This is a genomic window from Luteimonas sp. TWI662 (assembly GCF_039673825.1).
GTDB lineage: Bacteria > Pseudomonadota > Gammaproteobacteria > Xanthomonadales > Xanthomonadaceae > Luteimonas.
In genome coordinates, this window is record NZ_JBDJMI010000007.1 from 12,414 (window position 1) to 25,660 (window position 13,247).

11 protein-coding genes are annotated in these 13,247 nt (G+C 70.9%); 3 read left to right on the forward strand and 8 right to left on the reverse strand.

The features are described from left to right. Positions 1 to 16 precede the first annotated feature (16 nt). Positions 17 to 1,288 (forward strand): heme biosynthesis HemY N-terminal domain-containing protein, encoded by a 1,272-nt coding sequence (locus ABE488_RS06920; protein ID WP_346447608.1) that lies wholly within the window; start codon positions 17 to 19, stop codon positions 1,286 to 1,288. Between the two features lie 57 nt (positions 1,289 to 1,345). On the opposite strand, the gene ABE488_RS06925 is transcribed toward ABE488_RS06920, so the two are convergent. Together ABE488_RS06925 and ABE488_RS06930 are read right to left on the reverse strand one after the other, a co-directional pair. Further along, a complete protein-coding gene (locus tag ABE488_RS06925) occupies positions 1,346 to 1,909 on the reverse strand; it encodes a hypothetical protein (RefSeq protein WP_346447609.1) in 564 nt (187 codons plus the stop codon). 26 nt (positions 1,910 to 1,935) lie between these two features. Continuing rightward, complete coding sequence (locus tag ABE488_RS06930; RefSeq protein ID WP_346447610.1) at positions 1,936 to 3,213, reverse strand: acetyl-CoA C-acetyltransferase; 1,278 nt, start codon at positions 3,211 to 3,213, stop codon at positions 1,936 to 1,938. 92 nt (positions 3,214 to 3,305) lie between these two features. Here ABE488_RS06930 and ABE488_RS06935 point away from each other — a divergent pair, with 92 nt between their 5' ends. Then, positions 3,306 to 4,205: a hypothetical protein gene (locus ABE488_RS06935; protein WP_346447611.1), complete on the forward strand. Its 900-nt coding sequence runs from the start codon at positions 3,306 to 3,308 to the stop codon at positions 4,203 to 4,205. 855 nt (positions 4,206 to 5,060) lie between these two features. On the opposite strand, the gene ABE488_RS06940 is transcribed toward ABE488_RS06935, so the two are convergent. From ABE488_RS06940 to aceB, 6 genes are all read right to left on the reverse strand, one after another. Next, on the reverse strand, positions 5,061 to 5,675 hold the full coding sequence (locus ABE488_RS06940) for a superoxide dismutase family protein (protein WP_346441984.1): 615 nt from the start codon (positions 5,673 to 5,675) through the stop codon (positions 5,061 to 5,063). A 62-nt stretch (positions 5,676 to 5,737) separates the two neighbouring features. Continuing rightward, positions 5,738 to 6,286, reverse strand: a complete 549-nt coding sequence (locus ABE488_RS06945; protein WP_346447612.1) for a superoxide dismutase family protein — start codon at positions 6,284 to 6,286, stop codon at positions 5,738 to 5,740. A 54-nt stretch (positions 6,287 to 6,340) separates the two neighbouring features. Then, a complete protein-coding gene (ntrC, locus tag ABE488_RS06950) occupies positions 6,341 to 7,792 on the reverse strand; it encodes a nitrogen regulation protein NR(I) (protein ID WP_346447613.1) in 1,452 nt (483 codons plus the stop codon). Continuing rightward, the gene (locus ABE488_RS06955) at positions 7,789 to 8,895 is read right to left on the reverse strand and encodes an ATP-binding protein (protein WP_346447614.1); all 1,107 of its coding nucleotides are present in this window, start codon (positions 8,893 to 8,895) and stop codon (positions 7,789 to 7,791) included. The genes ntrC and ABE488_RS06955 overlap by 4 nt, the downstream gene beginning before the upstream one ends. Positions 8,896 to 8,938: 43 nt before the next feature. Beyond that, positions 8,939 to 10,270 (reverse strand): isocitrate lyase, encoded by a 1,332-nt coding sequence (aceA, locus tag ABE488_RS06960; RefSeq protein WP_346447615.1) that lies wholly within the window; start codon positions 10,268 to 10,270, stop codon positions 8,939 to 8,941. A gap of 111 nt (positions 10,271 to 10,381) precedes the next feature. After that, the gene (gene aceB / locus ABE488_RS06965) at positions 10,382 to 12,022 is read right to left on the reverse strand and encodes a malate synthase A (RefSeq protein WP_346447616.1); all 1,641 of its coding nucleotides are present in this window, start codon (positions 12,020 to 12,022) and stop codon (positions 10,382 to 10,384) included. A 114-nt stretch (positions 12,023 to 12,136) separates the two neighbouring features. Here aceB and ABE488_RS06970 point away from each other — a divergent pair, with 114 nt between their 5' ends. Beyond that, on the forward strand, positions 12,137 to 13,105 hold the full coding sequence (locus ABE488_RS06970) for a LysR family transcriptional regulator (protein WP_346447617.1): 969 nt from the start codon (positions 12,137 to 12,139) through the stop codon (positions 13,103 to 13,105). Positions 13,106 to 13,247 lie beyond the last annotated feature (142 nt).

Consider the following 13,247-nt stretch of genomic DNA (forward strand, 5'->3'; position numbering starts at 1 on the left):
TTACGGAAGCCTCCCCATGTCCCTGCTTCGCGCGTTGCTGATCTGGATCGTCATTGCCCTGCTGGGCGCGCTGGCTGCGCAGTTGCTGCTGTCCAGCGATCCTGGCCTGGTCATCGTCCGCTACGACGGCCTCGATCGCAGTACCACGCTGGTCAATGCGATCGCGATGGCGCTGGGTGCGCTGGTGCTGCTCTGGCTCGTGATGAGCCTGATCGCCTTGCCGTTCCGCAGTTGGGGCCGCTATCGAGAGTCGCGCGCCCAGAGCCGTCTGGGCGAGGGGCTCGACGCCTTGCACCAGGGCCATTACACGCGGGCCGAGAAGCTGCTCACGCAGTCGGCGAACGAGAATCCGCATTACGAGCCGGCGGCCCGCCTGGCGGCCTCGCAGGCCGCATTCGCACGCGGCGACGCGGCAGCGGCACGTGCGTACCTCGACGGCCTGGGCGACCGGCATCCGGCCACGCGCGCCATCGCACTGGCGCAGATCGCCATGCTCGAAGACCGTCCGATCGATGCGCTGACCGCACTCGATGCCCCCAGCGCGCAGCCGCTGCCGCCGCGCGGCCTGGCGTTGCGCGCCGACGCCTGGGCCCAGACCGGGCACGCGGCGGAAGCCTACGGGCTGCTCGGCGCGCTGCGGCGCCAGCAGGCGCTGTCCGAGGCCGAACTCGCTGCCCGCGAGGTCCGCTGGGCGGCCGCGTCGCTGCACGAAGCGGCCGACGCCAACATGCTCGCCGAGCGCTGGGAAGCGCTGCCCAAGGGGCTGCGCACCGAGACCCCGGTGGTGCTTGCCTATGTCGACCGCGCATCCGCGCTGGGCTGGCACGATGCCGCACTGCGCAGCCTGGAAACCGCACTCGATGCCCGCTGGGACGAGCAACTGGCCTCCCGTTACGCGATGCTCGATGTCGGCGACCCCGAGCATCGACGTGCGCGCCTGGAGCGCTGGCTGCAGGCACATCCGGCCAGCTCGGCGGCGATGCTGGGCCTGGCGCGGCAGCATCACGCGCGCCGCGACTGGGGTCGTGGGCGCAGCCTGCTGCAGCGCGCAGCAGAGCAGGGCGCCGGCAGCGAAGCCTGGGTCCAGCTCGGCGACGGCTACGCGGCCGAGGGCGATGAGCGCACCGCACGTCTGTGCTACGCCAACGCCCTGCGTGCGGCGCGCAACGAGCCGATCCTGGCCTTGCCCGCGGACGCATCGGCACCCACGATGGCGGCGGCCGAACGGCGCGACGATCACGGCCTGCCGCACCTGCGCGATCCCGACGACCTCACGCCGCGGCCCTGAGCCCGACACCGCGGTCGCCTCGATGGGCGGCCGAGACCGGCCGTCACCCGCGGCCGGTCAGCGCATCAGGCGATGGATCGCCGCTGCACCATCGACAGCCTGCGCCAAGGTCACATCGGCCACTGCGCCACGCGCGTTCGCGGCCAGGGTCACCGTGACCGGACCGACGATCACCTGCGGCCCGACCGGCCCCAGGATCTCGGCCCCATCCAGGCGCCCTTCGGGATAGGCGATGAAGCCGCCGAGCGCGGCGACCCTGGGATCGTCCACGTACAACCCGGCCCGGCGCATATCGGCCTCGGTCAGTGGCTGCTGGTCGACGATCACGATCGCGCCCAACGCAGCGCCATCGTCCGCCCCGCGCCAGGCGCAGCTCAGGCTGAAGGCGTCCGCGGTGTCCTGCCGGGTCCCGGCGGGGTCGACCACCTCCAGGCCGGCGACCAGCTCGCCCAGCGCGGTGGCGATCGCATCGCAGTCCGGCAAGGCGTCGGGCGGGGGCGGCGCAGAGATGACCGCAGGTCCACGCGCCGGCGCCGGGGCCTGATCGCAGGCGGCCAGGGCGACGAGCAGGACCGCGGCGAGCGGCCCGAGCCGGCGCGCGGAAGAAGGGAGAGCGGACATGGATGCGGCCTTGGATGGACGTACGATCAACGTTCGAGGATCGCGACCACGCCCATGCCACCGGCGGTGCAGATCGAAATCAACGCCCGGCCGCCCCCGCGCTCGACGAGTTGCTTGGCGGTGGTGGCGACAATGCGCGCGCCGGTCGCCGCGAACGGGTGGCCGGTCGCCAGCGACGAGCCCAGCGGGTTGATCTTCTGCGGGTCGATGCGTCCCAGCGGCGCCTCCAGGCCCAGCCGCGTGCGGCAATAATCCGCGCTCTCCCACGCGCGCAGCGTGCACAGCACCTGGGCGGCGAAGGCTTCGTGGATCTCGTAGATATCGAAGTCCTGGAGCGTCAGGCCATTGCGCGCGAGCATCTGCGCGACCGCGACCGTGGGCGCCATCAGCAGGCCCTCGCCGTGCACGAAGTCGACCGCGGCCACGTGCGCGTCGCGGATGTGGCACAGCACCTGGTGTCCGTGCACGGCTGCCCAGTCGTCGCTGGCCAGCAGGCACGCGGCCGCGCCGTCGGTGAGCGGCGTGGAGTTGGCGGCCGTCAGCGTGCCGCGGCCCGACGCCTTGTCGAATGCCGGCTTGAGCGTGGCGAGCTTCTCGATCGAGGTGTCGGGCCGCAGGATGTTGTCGCGCGCCACGCCGCGGAAGCTCACGACCAGATCGTCGAAGAACCCGCGCTCGTAGGCGGCGGCGAGCTTGTGGTGCGAGGCGACCGCGAGCTCGTCCTGCGAATCGCGCGCGATGTTCCATTCCTTGGCCATGTCCTCGCAGTGCTCGCCCATCGACTTGCCGGTGCGCGGCTCGGCCACGCCCGGGAAATCGGGCTTGAGTTCGCGCGGACGAAATCCCCGGAACGCCGCGATGCGGTCCTTGGTGGATTTGGCCGCGTTGGCCGTCAGCAGCCTGCGACGCAACGCGCGGCCGTAGACGATCGGCACGTCGGAGGTCGTGTCCGAGCCGCCGCCGATGCCCGATTCGATCTGGCCAGTCGCGATCTTGTTGCCGATCGCCACGATGGTGTCGAGCGAGGTGCCGCAGGCGCGCTGCATCGTGATGCCCGGCGTCAGCGCCGACAGCCCCGACGACAGCGCCGCCTCGCGTCCGAGGTTCCAGTCGCTCGAGTGCTTGATCACCGCCCCCATCGCCACCTCGCCCAACTGCTGCCCGTGCAGACCGAACTTCTCGACCAGGGCGCCGAGCGTGCGGACCGACATGCCCAGATTGCCGACGTCGGCGTACGCGGTGTTCTGGCGACAGAACGGGATGCGGACGCCACCGAGCACGGCGACGGGACGACCTAGCAGCATCGGATTTTCCTCGCAGGGGCTTGCGTGAGACTGTCCACGACGCGGGACGGGCATAATGTGAACGAGTGTATCCCTGCCCGTGTGGACGGCCAATGACCGCAGATCCCGACTTTTCCCGACACGATGCCGCGCCGCTCGTGCGCGGCGTCCTGGCCCTGGAACTGAGCGACTACTCGGTACCGGCCCGCGATGCCGTGGGCCAGCAGGCGGCCGGCGCACTGGCCACGCGCTTGGGGCGCGACCTGGGCGTGCTGGTGCCCGGGGTGCGCGATCTCGACCTGGTCTTCGCCGCGGCGCATTTCGACCCGGCCGAGCTGCTGCGCCCGGGCTGGCCGGTGCACCGCCGGCTCGAGGAACTGCGCGCGCGTGCACCGCAGGCCGGGCAGGGGCCGCGGATCATCGCCTTCGGCGCCGACGAGCAGGGCGAAACACCGTTGCCGTTCCGTGCAGACCCGCAACTGGCCGGCGGTCGCCTGCGCGTGCTGCCGTATCTGTTCGTCGGCGAACCCGCCGCGACCGAAGCAGTCTCGGCGCACATGGAGTCGATGCTGCTCGACCTGGGCATGGTCCAGGCCGACACCGCGTTGCAGACGCAGGACGCGTTCGGTGCACGCATCGAACACGCCCGTTACCTGACGCTGCACGACCTGTTGGCAATGACCGCGCTGCAGTACCGCAACCAGGGACTGGAGCCGCTGTGGGACGTGCTCGAGGCTGCGTTGTTGGCGCCCGACGACGAGATCTGGCTCGATGCCCCGCCCGAGCCGCTGCTGCGACATGCGCAGGGCGAGGTGCGCATGGCATTGCTGGGCCCCGACGACTGGCGGCGACGCTGCGCGCCCGGCGAGCAGGACGAAAGTCGCCTCGCTCATGGCCTGGCGATGCACGAAGCCCGCCAGCGCCAGTTCGCGGCCGTGCTGCAGGCCCATGGCGTGCCGGCCGAGTTCGTGCACGTCACCCCGGGCCATGACCCGCGCGCCGCGCTGGCCTGATCACAGGCAGCCGATCGGCGCTACAGACGCCACGCGGAAGGTCGGCGGGGCCGCCTCGTGGCCGACCTGGACTCATCTCCCCGCATGCGGGGAGGTCGATGCTACAGGCATCGGGCGGGGGCAGCGGCTTCTGCATGCACCACCGCGACCTCTTGCCCCCACCCAACCCTCCCCCGCGATGCGGGGGAGGGCTCATGGCATCGCGCCTGCGACAACTCATGGCATCGCGCCTGCGACGACGTGATCGCGCCTGTGACGAACTCGCGCGACGATAGGCAGCGCATCAGCGTGCCGAGGCCTGCGAACAGAGCCTACCTCCCCGCGCGCGGGACATCGGCGGGTGTAACCGTTTTGCGGCCGACCTGGATTCACCTTCCCCGCGCGCGGGAAGCGTCGATGCCGTAGGTATCGGGTGGGGGCAGCGGCTTCTGCATGTACCACCGCGGACTCTTGCCCCCACCCAACCCTCCCCCGCGATGCGGGGGAGGGCTCATGGCATCGCGCCTGCGACAACTCATGGCATCGCGCCTGCGACGACGTAATCGCGCCTGTGACGAACTCGCACGACATGACGGCGGGCAGCGCATCAGCGGTACCGCCATACCCCGTATCAAGCGCCGCACCGAGGTGCGATTCGACGCGGAATCTGGACGCCATCAACGCGCAGCTCCCCGCTCAGCCCGAAATACCAGCAGTGAACTGGCGCCAGACGCTGCCGAGGTTCGCTAGCAGAGCCACCTCCCCCGCTTGCGGGGGAGGTCGATGCCGCAGGCATCGGGTGGGGGCGAGGCTTTCATCGCGCTCGCCGGCGCCCAGCCGCGAGGCGCAAGGCCCCGCGAGCGGGCCGGCAGTCCGTCAGGACCGGATCACACCGCAGGCCAGCCGATCGCCGGCGTTGCCGGTCGGCTGGGTTACGTAGTCGTCGGCATTGGCATGGACGATGACCGCCTTGCCGACGATGTCGGTGGGCGCACCATCGCCGAGCGTCGCGCCTTCCAGCCAGCCGTCGACCGACGCGGTGCCGTCGGTACCGGCGACGATGTTGTCGCTGTCGCCGACGTGGTGCGCGCCGTGGCCCACTCGGCCGTGATCGCTGCTGGCCGGATTGAAGTGGCCACCGGCACTGGTGCCGTCAGGCGCGCTGCAATCGCCGTGTTCGTGCACATGGAAGCCGTGGGTACCGCCAGGCGGCAGGCCGGTGACCGTGCCGGTGACCTGGATGCGGCCATCGACCATCGCAAAGCGCAGGGTGCCGGCGGTCTCATGGCCCTGGGTCGGGGCGAGCTCGGCACTGGCGCCAGCGTTCGCGGCCTGCGCGGCAGGCGCGGACGCCTGGCCCGACGCAGGCGCAGCGGCGCGGTCGGCCTCGGCGGCGGCATCTTCGTTATCGGTCGTGCTGCTGTTGCCGCAGGCCGACAGTGCCAGCGCGAGCACGGCGACGGCAGGAACGAGGCGACGGGTCTGGGTCATGGGAACACTCCTTCGGGGTCGAAATGGCGCAGTGCGCCGAGAATGGGATGAACGCAGGCGGATCATTCGGTCCGGACGATGCCGCAGGCGACCCGCGCGCTGATCGCGCCGGGCGTGGCGCCGAGCACCAGCAGCGCGCGGCCGACGACATCGTTGGGCGCGCCGCCGCCCAGCACCGCGCCGGGCAGCAGCAGGTCGACCATGGCGACACCGCGCGCATCGGCAACGATCCGCCCGCGTTCGCCCGAGTCAGGCACTTGCGAGGGTGCGCCACGCTGGGCGTCGTACTCGGGGCCGGCGCTGGCGGCATCGACCGCGCTGCAGTCGCCGCGGGCGTGCAAACGCAGGTTGTGGGTGCCGTTGCCGACCAGGCCGCCGATCTCACCGCGTATGCGCACGCCGCCTTGCGCAGGGCTGAGCATCACGCGCCCACTGACCAGGGTGCCCGACGCCGACGCGAGGTTGGCGACCGCAGCATTCGCGGTGCCGGTGCCGGCCAATGGCGGCGTGGCCGCAGCGGCCGGCGGCGGCGCCGGGCGCGGCGCGCTCGCGCAGCCCACGACCAGTGCGGCGACGAACAGGGACAACACGGGGCGAAACGATCGAAGCATCGGACGACACCTTATGGATCGGGAGTTCAGTGCGGATGAAGGCCCGGGACCCGCTCAGCCGCGCCGACCGCGGGCACCGAGCTTGCGGGTCAGCGTGTTACGGCCCACGCCCAGGCGCACCGCGGCCTCGGCGCGGCGCCCCCCGGTCTGGGCCAGCGCGGTTTCCAGCAGCACCCGGTCCAGGCGTTCGCGGGCCTGGGCATGGAGGTCGGCATCGCCGGCGCGCAGCCGCAGGTCGGCCCAGGCGCGCAGCGCGTCCTCCCAGTGCGTGGCGTCGCCCGGGGCCTCGTCGCTTGGCCGCGCGAGAACGGACTGCACCGGCAACAGCGCGTCGAGATCCTGCACGGTGATGCGCTCCGACGGCGCCAATGCCGCCAGCCGCCAGCACAGGTTCTGCAGCTCGCGCACGTTGCCCGGCCAGTCGTACGCCGCCAGCCGCTGCAGCGCGGCCCGCCCCAGCCGCTTGGCCGGCGCGTCGAGCTTGGCGGCGGCCGCCTGCAGGAAACGTTCGGCCAGTCGCGGCACGTCGTCACGGCGCTCGCGCAGCGGCGGCAGGCGCAGGCGCACCACGTCCAGCCGGTGCAGCAGGTCGGCGCGAAACCGCCCCTGCGCGACCAGCGCTTCGAGATCCTGGTGGGTCGCGGCGATCACCCGCACATCGACCCGGATCAGTTCACGGCCGCCGACCCGGAAGAACTCGTCCTCGGCCAGGACGCGCAGCAGCCGGGTCTGCAGCGAGGCGGGCATGTCGCCGATCTCGTCGAGGAACAGCGTCCCGCCGTCGGCCTGCTCGAAGCGGCCGACATGGCGCCGCGCAGCGCCGGTGAACGCGCCGGCCTCATGGCCGAACAGTTCGCTCTCCAGCAGTTCGGCCGGAATCGCCGCGGTATTGAGGGCGACGAACGGCCGCCCAGCGCGCGGGGATTCACGGTGCAGCGCGCGCGCGACCAGCTCCTTGCCGGTCCCGGTCTCGCCAGTCACCAGCACCGCGACCGGGGCCTGCGCAAGCCGGCCGATCGCGCGGAACAGCTGCCGCATCTGCGGCGTGTCGCCGACCAACGCATCGTCCGCACCCGCGCCCGCGCCCGCGCTCTCGACCGCCGGCTCGCCGGCGCCGGCCGGTGCAGGCTCGCGATCGCCGAGCACGCGCGCCGCCAGGGCCACCGCTTCGTCGAGATCGAACGGCTTGGACAGAAACTCCTGCGCACCGCCGCGGAATGCACCGGCGGTGCTGGCGACATCGGTATAGGCCGACATCACCACGACCGGCAGCTGCGGATGCGCCTGTTTGAGCGCATCGAGCAGTTGCAGACCACTGTCGCCGGGCATGCGTACGTCGGTGAACAACAGATCGGGCGCGGCACGCCGCTGCAGGGCCTCGTGCACCGCCTGCGCACTATCGAAGCCGGACACGTCGTAACCCGCCTCGCTGAGCGCGGTGGCGAGCACGAAGCGGACGGCGCGATCGTCGTCGACGACCCAGATGCGGCGGGCAGTGGAGGTCATCGGGGTGCAGGATCCTCAGAGGCGCCGACCTCAGCAGCGGTGTCGGTGGGCAGCGCAGACGCGACATCGAGCGGTGGCAACGGCAGTTGCAGCGTGAACACGGTATGGCCCGGACGCGAGCGGTAGACCAGCGCACCGCGATGCTCGCGCGCGACCTGCTGCGCCAGCGCCAGCCCGAGCCCGCTGCCGTCCGGACGCCCCGACACCAGGGGCAGGAAGATCTGCTCGACGAGATCGCCCGGCACACCGCGGCCATCGTCGACGACCTCCAGCCGCAAGGCCATCGCATGCACCTCGTCGCCGATCCGCGCCGCGAGTGCGGCGCGGGTGCGCAAGGTCACGTTCGCCGCGCCGGCCTGGATCGCATTGCGCACCAGGTTCCAGATCGCCTGGGTCAGCCGATCGGCATCGCCCGCCAGCTCCGGCAGGCTGGGATCGTAGTCGCGGACCATCCGCACCGCCCAGCCGGCATCGGCCTCGGCCAGCCGCAGGACCTGTTCCAGGACACCGTGGATGTTCAACGGCCGATGCGGCTGCGGCGCCTGGGGCGACAACAACTGGTCGACCAGCGCACTGAGCCGGCCGACCTCCGAGCCGACCAGCGCGACCAGTTCCCCCGTTTCGCCGTCGCCGGCACGACGGGCCAACAACTGCGCTGCGCCCTTGAGCCCGGCCAGCGGATTGCGCAGCTCGTGCGCCAACCCGCGCAGCGCGGCCGACAACGCCATCGGCATCGCCAGCGTCGGATCGGCGCCCGGAAACTCGTCCACCGGGTGCGCCTCGAGCAGCACGCCGCCATCGGCGGCGTGCGTCACCCAGGCGTCGGCAAAGCGCGGCTCGCCGCCGAGGAAGGCCAGTGCCAGGCGCCGCAGTCGCAGCGGCGTGTCGCTCTCGTCGCCGGGCTGGCGCAGCGCATGCCGCAAGGTCTCGCCCTCGACCTCCAGTGCGGCCAACGGCTGCTCCAGCAACCGGCGCCGGCCCACCCCCAACCAGCGCGCGAAGGCCACGTTGCAGTCTCGGATGCGGCCATCACCCCCGGTCCACACCAGGGGCGTGGCCAGCGTGTCGAAGTCGGCAGCGGGCAGGGGGGCGACGGCGGGCATCGCACCAATGTAGTGCACTGCGCCGCCGCCGGCACCCTTCCCCTCACGCCGCCCGTGTCGTGTAGAACTGCGCCTCCTCGGTCGAGCCGGTCAGTGCGGTCACGCTGGAGGCGCCGCCCTGGATCACGGTGGTGACATCGTCGAAGTAGCCGGCACCGACTTCCTGCTGATGCGAGACGAAGGTGTAGCCCTGGTCGCGGGCGGCGAACTCGCGTTCCTGCACCTGCTCGACGTAGTGGCGCATGCCTTCGCCGCGCGCGTAGTCGTGCGCGAATCGGAAGCTGTTGAACCAGTTGATGTGGATGCCCGCCAGGGTGATGAACTGGAATTTGTAGCCCAGCGCCGACAGTTCGTCCTGGAACGAGGCGATCTGGCGGTCGTCGAGGTTCTTTTTCCAGTTGAAGCTCGGCGAGCAGTTGTAGGCGAGCAGCTTGCCGGGTGTGGCGGCGTGGACGGCCTGGGCGAATTCGCGTGCAAAGCCCAGGTCCGGGGTGCCGGTTTCGCACCACACCAGATCGGCGAACGGCGCATAGGCAACGCCGCGGCTGATCGCCTGCTCCAGGCCGTTGCGGACCTTGTAGAAGCCCTCGGCGGTGCGCTCGCCGGTGACGAACGGCGCGTCGTTGGGATCGAAATCCGACGTCAGCAGCGTCGCGGCCTCGGCGTCCGTGCGCGCCAGCACGATCGACGGCACGCCGAGCACATCGGCGGCCAGGCGGGCGGCGATGAGCTTCTGCACCGCTTCCTGGGTCGGCACCAGCACCTTGCCGCCCATGTGGCCGCACTTCTTGACCGCGGCTAGCTGGTCCTCGAAATGCACGCCCGCCGCGCCGGCGACGATCATGTTCTTCATCAGCTCATAGGCATTGAGCACGCCTCCGAAGCCGGCCTCGCCGTCGGCGACGATCGGCAGGAAGAAGTCGATCGCCTCGTGCGCGTCGAGCTTGCCGTCGGCGATGTTCTTCCATTGGATCTCGTCGGCGCGCTGGAAGGTGTTGTTGATCCGCCGCACCATCGCCGGCACCGAGTCGTAGGCGTAGAGCGACTGGTCGGGATACATGGTCTCGGACGTATTGCCGTCGGCCGCAACCTGCCAGCCTGACAGGTACACCGCTTCCAGCCCGGCCTTGGCCTGCTGCATCGCCTGCCCGGCGCTGATCGCCCCGAACGCGTTGACATAGCCCTTCCTGGCCTGGCCGTTGAGCAGCGTCCACAGCCGCTGCGCACCGCGCCGGGCCAGCGTGTGCTCGAGCTGCACGCTGCCGCGCAGGCGCACGACGTCGGCCGCGGTATAGGTGCGCCGGATGCCGCTCCAGCGCGGGTCAGTGGTCCATTCGTGCTGCAGGGCGTCGATCTGGTGCTGGCGCGTGGTCATGGAGAACTCCTTCGGGCGTGGTGATGGGAATGGGTGCGGCGGCGCGGGCAATCGGCTTTCCGGATGTGTGTTGGGGGGACAATCACGCCACCCATCACCCATCGCGGGGTTTCACAGCCGCTCGTACGCCGGCAACGTCAGGAAATCGGCCAGCGTGTCGGCCCGGGTCAGCACCTCGAGCAGGGCAATGGCCTCGGCCACGCGAGCGGCGCCGGGGACCGCCTGGCGCGCCAGGCGCGAGGGCAGTGACAGCAGCACCCGGTCGAACAGCGCGTCGTCGATCGCGGTGCCGTCGTCGAGATGCAGCGGCGTGCCGGTCACCCCGCTGGCGTCGGCGTCGGCGTAATGCAGCCACTGCCACAGCTGGGCACGTGCGATCTCCGCGGTCGCGGCGTCTTCCATCATTCCGTGGATCGGCACGCAGCCGTTGCCGTCGAGCCAGGCAGCGAGGTAGCGCACGCAGACCTCGACATTGCCGGCGAAGCCGGCGTGCGTGATCGTGCCCAGCGACGGCACGATCAGATCGTCGCGTGCCACCAGCACGTCGTCGCGCGTCATCGCGTGCTGGTGCGGGCCGCGCATGCGCGCATCGAACACCTGCCGCGCGATCGGGATCAGCGCCGGATGCGCGACCCAGGTGCCGTCGTGGCCGGCGGTGACCTCACGCAGCTTGTCGGCGCGCACCCGGTCCATTGCCGCCTCGTTCGCAGCCGCGTCGCCCGGAATCGGGATCTGCGCGGCCATGCCCCCCATCGCATGCGCACCACGGCGATGACAGGTCTGGATCAGCAACTCGGAGTACGCCTTGAGGAACGGCTGGACCATCGTCACCTGGCCGCGCTCGGGCAACACGCGATCGCGGTGCCGGCGGAAGGTCTTGATGTACGAGAAGATGTAGTCCCAGCGTCCGCAGTTGAGGCCCGCGATGCGCCCGCGCAGGGCGTGCAGGATCTCGTCCATCTCGAAGGCGGCCGGCAGCGTCTCGATCAGCACCGTGACCCGGATCTGCCCCGTCGGCAGGCCCAGCGCGCGCTCGATGTGCGCCAGCGCGTCGTCCCACAGCTGCGCTTCTTCCATCGACTGCAGCTTGGGCAGGTACAGATAGGGCCCGCGATCGCGCGCGGCCAGCGCATGGGCGTTGTGGAACGCGAACAGGCCGGCATCGAACAGCGCTGCCGACATCGGCGCGCCATCGACGAGCACGTGCTTCTCGTCCAGATGCCAGCCACGCGGCCGCACGATCAGCACCGCCTGGCGTGCCTCGGGCAGCAGCGCGTAGTGCTTGCCGTTGCCTTCGAACGTCAGGCTGCCGGCGACCGCCTCGCGCAGGGCGCACTGGCCGGTCAGCAGATTGGCCCAGGTCGGCGAGGTCGAGTCCTCGAAATCGGCCATGTAGCACTGCGCGCCGGAGTTGAGCGCGTTGATGACCATCTTCGGATCGACCGGCCCGGTGATTTCGACCCGCCGGTCGCGCAATGCCGGTGGTGCCGGGGCGACCGTCCACGCCGACTCGCGGATCGTCCGGGTGTCGGTGCGGAAGTCGGGCAGGGCGCCTGCATCGAAGGCGGCCTGGCGGGTCTGCCGGGCGCGGAGCAGGGCCTGACGCCTGGACTCGAATTCGCGGTGCAGATCCGCCAGACAGGCCTGGGCGGCGTCATCGAGCAGGTCGGCCGGGAGACCTGCCGGCAGGCCCGCCGGCAGGTCGCAGGCGGGAGAGGGGGACAGCGCATGCAGTCGGTGGACAGCGTTCATCGCAACGGTCGCCTTGGGGGTGGTGCGGTGCAACAGACCGTCACTCCACACCCGGTATTTGACAAACGAGTTCTGTCAATGCGAACTATGAGTCTGACTAATAACCATGCCGAAATGGCCGCCAAGTCCCCGCCCGCATTACGGTTTCCGTACAAGAGCGACCGGCTCAAGCCGCTGCGCGCGTTCTGCCAGACGACCCGGCTGGGCTCCGTCTCGCGGGCCGCCGAGGCGCTCTACGTCAGCCAGCCCGCGATCTCGCTGCAGTTGCAGGCGCTCGAGCGCGAGCTCGGGGTCAAGCTGCTCGAGCGCAGCGGCCGACGGCTGGTGCCCACCCGGGCCGGCGAGGTGCTCTACGACCTGGCGCTGCCGCTGGTGGAGGGCATCGACGGGCTGCCGGCGGCCTTCCGCCGCGAAGTCGGCGGCCTGGACGCCGGTGCGCTGACGATCGCCGCCAACAGCGCGACCATCCTGTACCTGCTGCCGAAGATCGTCGAATTGTTCCGCCGCCAGCATCCCGATGTGCGGCTGACGCTGCACGATGCGATCACCGCCGACGGCAACGACCTGCTGCGCAGTGACACAGTCGACCTGGTGGTCGGCTCGATGGTCGACGTGCCGCCGGACCTCGACTACGCACCGGTGTACCGCTTCGAGCCGGTCCTGCTCACGCCGCCCGACCACGCCCTGGCGCGCGCGCGGCGGATCACCCTGGAGGAGATCGCGCGCTACGGCCTGATCCTGCCGCCCAAGCGGCATGTGACCTACCGGCTGGTCGACCAGGTGTTCCAGCAGGCGCGCGTGCCCTACACGATCGCGCTGGAAGTCGGCGGCTGGGAGGTGATCAAGCAGTACGTCGCGATGGGCATGGGCATCTCGATCGCCAGCGCGATCTGCCTGGAGGCGGGCGATGCGACGCGACTGGCGACGCGTCCGGTCTCGGAGTGGTTTCCCGCACGCAGCTACGGGGTCGTGGTGCGCAAGGGCAAGCTGCTCTCGCCGCAGGCCCGCGCGTTCGTCGAGCTGATCCGCCCGGACCTGTTCGCCCGGCGCGACGGCAGCGGCAGCGGACACTCGGAACGCTGAGCGCCCGCGTCGCCGTCGTGACTGTCACCGGCCGGCGGTAACCGGCTCGGCGCGCTCGGGATCCGGTGCCGCGGACCGGCGCGAGGCCTTCTCCAACTGCGCCAGTGCGACCTCGCCGGCGGCCTTGGCCTCCATCGCCTGC